At 74.0% G+C, this 5682-nt stretch carries 6 protein-coding genes; 2 read left to right on the top strand and 4 right to left on the bottom strand.

The window, feature by feature from the left end:
• A partial coding sequence (locus tag GTW67_RS04810) for a hypothetical protein (protein ID WP_161163549.1) occupies nt 1-497 on the bottom strand: 497 nt, incomplete at its 3' end.
• Between the two features lie 152 nt (nt 498-649).
• Complete coding sequence (locus GTW67_RS04805; protein WP_161163548.1) at nt 650-2683, bottom strand: N-6 DNA methylase; 2034 nt, start codon at nt 2681-2683, stop codon at nt 650-652.
• A gap of 191 nt (nt 2684-2874) precedes the next feature.
• Between GTW67_RS04805 and GTW67_RS04800 the strand changes: the two genes are divergently transcribed.
• Together GTW67_RS04800 and GTW67_RS04795 are read left to right on the top strand one after the other, a co-directional pair.
• Nucleotides 2875-3567 (top strand): Rv1352/Rv1906c domain-containing protein, encoded by a 693-nt coding sequence (locus GTW67_RS04800; RefSeq protein WP_161163547.1) that lies wholly within the window; start codon nt 2875-2877, stop codon nt 3565-3567.
• A gap of 61 nt (nt 3568-3628) precedes the next feature.
• Nucleotides 3629-4432 (top strand): hypothetical protein, encoded by an 804-nt coding sequence (locus GTW67_RS04795; RefSeq protein WP_161163546.1) that lies wholly within the window; start codon nt 3629-3631, stop codon nt 4430-4432.
• 25 nt (nt 4433-4457) lie between these two features.
• On the opposite strand, the gene GTW67_RS04790 is transcribed toward GTW67_RS04795, so the two are convergent.
• Both GTW67_RS04790 and GTW67_RS04785 read right to left on the bottom strand, forming a co-directional pair.
• On the bottom strand, nt 4458-4967 hold the full coding sequence (locus GTW67_RS04790) for a GNAT family N-acetyltransferase (RefSeq protein WP_161163545.1): 510 nt from the start codon (nt 4965-4967) through the stop codon (nt 4458-4460).
• 108 nt (nt 4968-5075) lie between these two features.
• The coding region (locus GTW67_RS04785) for an HNH endonuclease family protein (RefSeq protein ID WP_161163544.1) at nt 5076-5682 on the bottom strand (607 nt) is incomplete at its 5' end.

Here is a 5682-nt window from a genome sequence, read left to right as displayed (position 1 = left end):
GGCGAGGTCGGTATCGGGGTCGGGGTCGGCGGCATCGGGGGCGGGGTGTGGTGCGGCCGGGGCACCATCGGCCGGCCGGCCGTCTGCGGGACGGTGGTGCCGGTGTACGGCGTCGCCGGGGCCTGCGGATAGCCGTACCCCGGTGCCGGGGCCTGCCGCGGTGCGTAGCCGCCGCCGTACCGGAGCTGGTGGAAGTGGCGGACGTCGGCGGCCAGGTAGTACGCCAGCGCGGCCACGAGCGTGCCCAGCAGCAGGGCCATGCCGGTCCAGCCGGCCGGGGTGTGGATCTCGTCGCCGGGTTCCGTGCCGATGAGGACGAGGGCGAGCACGTCCGCGGCCGTCGCGGCCACGAACAGGCCCCAGTCCAGGGGCTTGCGCGTCACGATGGCCAGCCGCAGCAGCATCGACCAGGCGAGGATGCCGATGGTCATCACGGAGAGGGCCACGAACAGCACGCGCAGCAGGATCAGCCAGCCCGTCGCGGGTGGCTGCTTCACCGGCGGCTGATAGCCGTGGCCATGCATGGCTGCTCCTGGTACCTGGGACGGGGACCGACGTTGTCGGCATCGAGCGTATAGGCCGACACGGACAACCGGCCCCGGGTTGTACCGAACCGTTGTCGTGCTGGTCACTTCCCGTGCCCGGGGCCTCAGTCGGGGGCGACCGTGCCGTCCGTCAGGCCGTCGTACATGCCGCGTACGAGCTGCTCGCCGAGGCGGCCCGCGTGCCTGAGCGCCCGCTCGAACTCGTCGAGGGCGCGGAAGCGGGCGCCGTAGCGGCGCTGTGCCTCCAGCGGGAGCCGGGGGAGCTGGAGGCGGCGCACGTCGAGGCGGGTGGCGGTGGAGGCGTAGCTGCTGGCCTGCCGGTTGTTGGCGGTGCCGCGCAGGAACCCGGCGAGGAACCAGGGGTCCAGCGCGGCCGCGTCGGGGCGCAGCAGGACGAGGTGGCGGCCCAGGGCGGCGCCGGCGGTGGCGTCGTCGACGACGCGGGCGACGGAGTCGCCGCCGAGGACCGGCAGGACGACGTCGCCCGCCTCGGTGAGCACGGGTTCCTCGTCGCTCTCCGGGAGGGTGCCGGAGGGGGCGGTGCCGGCGAGGACGTCGAGGTCGGTGAGGACGGGCACGCGCGCGTGGCCGCCGTTGGTGCCGGTGCGCATCGTCAGGGCGCCGCCGCGGGCGAGTTCGCCGACGGTGGTGAGGGGCCAGCGGGGCGCGGCCGGTGCGGTGCCGGCGGGCGGTGGGGTGAGGTCGGCGGCCAGGCGCAGGGTCTCGCCGAGGCGTTCGCGGACGTCCGTGAGCTGTTCGGCGCCGTCGGCGGCCGTGGGCGGCGGCAGATGGCGGGCCGGGGCGAGGTCGACGTCGTCGTCGAGGAGTTCGATGACGGGCAGGGAGCGGGCCAGGCCCGGGCGTTCGGTGAGGTGTCCGGCGCGGTCGAAGTCCCGCCACGCGTCGAGGACGGCCTCGCGCACGGCCCGCCAGTCGGGCCCGCCGCGTCCCTCGCCGGCGAACTGCCCGGCGTCGGCGAGCAGTACCTCGGGCTGCGCGGGTGCCTTCTCGGGGCGGCGCAGCACCCACAGGTGGAGCGGGAGGTTGTACGGGGGTGCCGCGCCGGCCGGCAGGGCGACGACGGCCCGCAGCGCGCCCCGGCGCAGCAGACCGGCGCGGATACGGCGCCCCGAGCGGCGGGAGGCGGCGGCGGGCGGCATGAGCAGGACGGCCGTGCCGCCGTCCCTCAGCCGGGCCAGCGCGTGCTGCACCCAGGCCAGCTCGGACTCGGTGCGGGCCGGGAAGCCGTACTCCCAGCGGGTGTCGTAGGCGAGTTCGTCGTGTCCCCAGTTGCGCTCGTTGAACGGCGGGTGGCACAGGACGGCGTCGGCGCGCAGCTCGGGGAAGGCGTCCGCGCGCAGGGTGTCGCCGGCGGCGATGCGTACGGCGGCGGTGGTGCTCAGGGCGAGGCGCAGTCCGGTGAGCGCGGCCAGTTCGGGGGCGCTGTCCTGGCCGTACAGCTCCTGTCCGGGGTGGGCGTCGGCCGCGCGGAGCAGGGTGCCGGTGCCGCAGGCCGGGTCGAGGACCGTGCGGGCGGGGCCGGCGAGTTCGGCCATCAGCTCGGCGAGCTGGGGCGGGGTGAGGGTGTACTGCCGCGGGTTGGCGTCGAGGTGTCGGCCGAGCAGGAACTCGTACGTCTGGCGTGCGCCCTGGGCCGCGGCGAGTTCGGCGGCGCCGCGCAGGAGCGGGACGGAGGGCAGCAGCCGGGGGCTGATCGGGGTGGGGACGGTGCGGTCGCGGCCGGTGCCGAAGCGGGGGGTGAGCACCTGGTCGAGCGCGGCGGGCAGCAGGGCGGCGAGGCGCTCGTCGGAGCCGGCGCTCATCTCCAGCCAGTCGGTGGGGCGGTCGTGGATGAGCAGGAGGACGCAGCCGGCGTGGGTGAGGGCGGTGACGGGGCCTTCGGGGTGGCCGGCGAGCTGCTGCCAGACGCGTTCGCGCAGGGGGACCTCGGCGAGCTTGCCCTGGCCGCGCAGCCAGTCCTCGACCTCGGCGAGGGCGAAGGAGGGGCTGGTCTCGGTGCCGCCGACGGGCTTGGGGAAATCGGCGTGCCGGCGGCGCCAGTTGCTCACGGCCGCGCGGCCGACACCGGCGAGCCGTGCGATTCCGGCGGCGGTCACTTCAGTCGCGTTGTCCTGCACCGGTGCGGCTCCCCTCGTCCCTGTGTGGCGACGAGCATAGCGAGGTGGTGTGGATCGACGCATTCACGGCCGTGTACTCGGCTTGCTCTGTGAACTTGGTTGACTCGGTTCACAGAGTCTGTTCTTATTGACCTCGCCAACGAGCGAACCGCCGAACAGGAGGCGGTCGCCGCACGGGAGGGGACACAGCCATGGGCATGAAGGGCAAGGTCGCGCTGGGCGCCGTCGTGGGGATCGTCGTCATCGGAGCCGTCTCGGCGACCTCCGGCGGCGACGACGGCGGGTCCGACGGCAAGAGCTCTTCGGCGTCCGCCGGGCAGCAGTCCGGTGGCGAGAAGGACGCGGGTTCGACCGGGGGGACGGACACGGCGGAGGCGGAGAAGAAGGCCGCGATCGGGGGAGACGGCGACTTCGAGGTCGGCTCGGACGTCAAGCCCGGCACCTACCGCACCACCGGCAACACGGACGGCATGTGCTACTGGGAGCGCGCCAAGGACGCCTCGGGTGAGCTGGACGCGCTGCTGGCCAACGACAATGTGACCGGCACCGGTTACGTCACCGTCAAGGCCACCGACAAGTTCTTCAAGTCGAACGGCTGCGGCGACTGGGAGGCCGTCGACCCGAAGGCGAAGGGCACTCCCGCCTCGAAGATGTCCGGGGAGGGCGGCATGTTCGCGGTCGGCACCGACATCGCCCCCGGCACCTACAAGTCCACGGGCAACACGGACGACATGTGCTACTGGGAGCGCGCCAAGAACGCCGACCACTCGCTCGAGTCGATCATCGCGAACAACAACGTCTCCGGCACGGCGGTCGTGCGGATCAGCGCCTCGGACGCCTACTTCAAGACGGTCGGCTGCTCGGACTGGCAGAAGACCGGCTGACCCGCCCCTCCCCCAACGCCTCGCCCCACCGAACCACCCCCAGCACCACCAAGGAGCCCTCATGCGGCGCACCACTCTCGTCGCCCTCTGCCTCGCCGCCACGGCCACCGCCGCCCTCACCGGCTGTCAGTCCGACCAGGACGACAAGGGGGCCGGCGGGTCCGGCGCCCCGGCCTCCGCGTCCGCGTCGAAGCCGGCGCAGCCGTCCGCGCCCGCCGACCCGTTCGCCGGACTGACCGGGGCGCAGATCGCCGACCGGGCCGTCGAGGCCACCAAGGGGGCGCGCTCGCTGCGCATGGCCGGTGACGTCCCCGACGACGAGAGCGGCGGCACCATCCGGATCGACCTGGCCATGGACCGGCAGGGCGAGTGCGCCGGCACGATGAGCCTGGACGGCCAGGGCCGGGCCGAGCTGATCAAGACCGGCGGCACGCTCTACATGAAGTACGACGAGAAGTTCCTGCGCGCCCAGAGCGAGGGCGAGCCGGCCGCCGACACCGACGCGGCCGTGGCGATGCTGGCCGGCAAGTGGACCAAGATGGCCGCCACCGGCCAGGACGCCAAGGACCTGGCGGGCTTCTGCGACCTGGACTCGATGCTCGGCGAGATGGAGAGCTCCGGCCAGGACGTGACGCGCGGCAAGGCCGCCACCGTCGGCGACAGGCCCGCGCTCGTCCTGCACGAGAAGGACGGCGCGGACCGCAACACGCTGTACGTCGCCACCGAGGGCAAGCCGTACCTGCTGCGCTTCGACAGCGCGTCCCCGACGGACCCCGGCACGATGACCTTCAGCGCGTACGACGAGCCGGTGGCCGCGAAGGCGCCCTCCGGTCAGGTCCTGGACCTGGACGCGCTGGGCGGCTGACGCCGGTGCCGGACCACGGGGGCGGTCAGACGCCGAAGGCGCCGGCGTAGCGGATGGTGCCGGTGGGCACCGGGCGGGAGTCGTCCAGGGCCATGGCCATCATGGCCTCGTCCGGCACCTCGAAGGGGGCGCGGACGCCGAAGCGGGAGGCCGGGGTGAAGCCGAACCGCGGGTAGTAGCCGGCGTGCCCGAGGACGAGGACGAGGTTCTCGCCCAGGGCGCGGGCGGCGTCCAGGGCGGCGCGAACGGCCACGGAGCCGGCGCCGGTGCGCTGGTGCGCGGGCAGTACGGCGCACGGGGCCAGGGCGAGGGCGGGTTCGCCGTCGACGTGGCAGCGGGTGAGCAGGGCATGAGCGACGAGGGTGCCGTCGGGGGCCTGGGCGACCAGGGACAGGCCCTCGATCCAGGCGTCCGGGTCGGCGCGCAGGGCGTCGACGAGGTCGGCCTCCTCGGCGGTGGGGAAGGCGGCGAGGACGATGCCGCGGATCGCGGCGACGTCGGCGGCGGTCTCGGCGCGGGCGGTCCAGGTGGTCATGGGGGTTCCGTTCTCAGGCGCGGGGAGGGCCGGGGCGGCCCACGCGCTGGAGCGTAGGTGCCCGGCGGCTCGAAACCGAGCGCGTTTCCCCGACCCACCGGGCCCGGGTCAGCCGCCGCACTGTCGCAGCATGGCCTGCCGGTCCGGCGCGGTCACCGCGAGCTCGTACTTGACGGCGACCTGGGCGAACCGGACGGCGTACGCGCACCGGATGCCCTTGCTCGGGGGCAGCCAGGAGGCGGGCCCGGAGTCGCTCTTGGACGAGTTGGCCCGGCCCTCGACCGGGATCAGGTTGAGCGGGTCGTTCGCCAGCTGCCTGCGCTTGCTCTCCGGCCACCGCGAGGAGCCCAGCTGCCAGCTGTACGACAGCGGCACGACATGGTCGATCTGGACCTCGCTCGCCTTCTGCTTGCGCCACTCGATCGTCGTGCCGGTGTACGGGTCGTGCAGCGTCATCGCGATGACCACGCAGTTGGAGCCGGAGCGGAAGCGCACCTCCTCGCCGTCGCGCTTCAGCAGGTCGTTGCGGGTGTCGCAGCCGTTCCTCGCCAGCGGCACACCGTCCGCGGTGTCCATCCAGGCGTAGCCGAACTCGTCCCGGTCGTAACCGGTCTTCGGGCCGCGCCCCTTGGTCTTCAGGCTCTCGATGAGCTTGCGGGCCGCGGCCCGGTCGGTGTCGGCGGCGACCGGGCCGAGGCCGGGCTCGGTGCCGTCC

Origin of the sequence: Streptomyces sp. SID5910 (assembly GCF_009862125.1) — a bacterium.
Taxonomy (GTDB): domain Bacteria; phylum Actinomycetota; class Actinomycetes; order Streptomycetales; family Streptomycetaceae; genus Streptomyces.
This window is presented reverse-complemented; position numbering and strand designations above follow the sequence as displayed.

Coding starts and splice junctions, on each gene's coding strand:
- GTW67_RS04800 (WP_161163547.1), top strand. CDS start 2,875: ATGGGCATGAAGGGCAAGGTCGCGCTGGGCGCCGTCGTGGGGATCGTC.
- GTW67_RS04795 (WP_161163546.1), top strand. CDS start 3,629: ATGCGGCGCACCACTCTCGTCGCCCTCTGCCTCGCCGCCACGGCCACC.
- GTW67_RS04790 (WP_161163545.1), bottom strand. CDS start 4,967: ATGACCACCTGGACCGCCCGCGCCGAGACCGCCGCCGACGTCGCCGCG.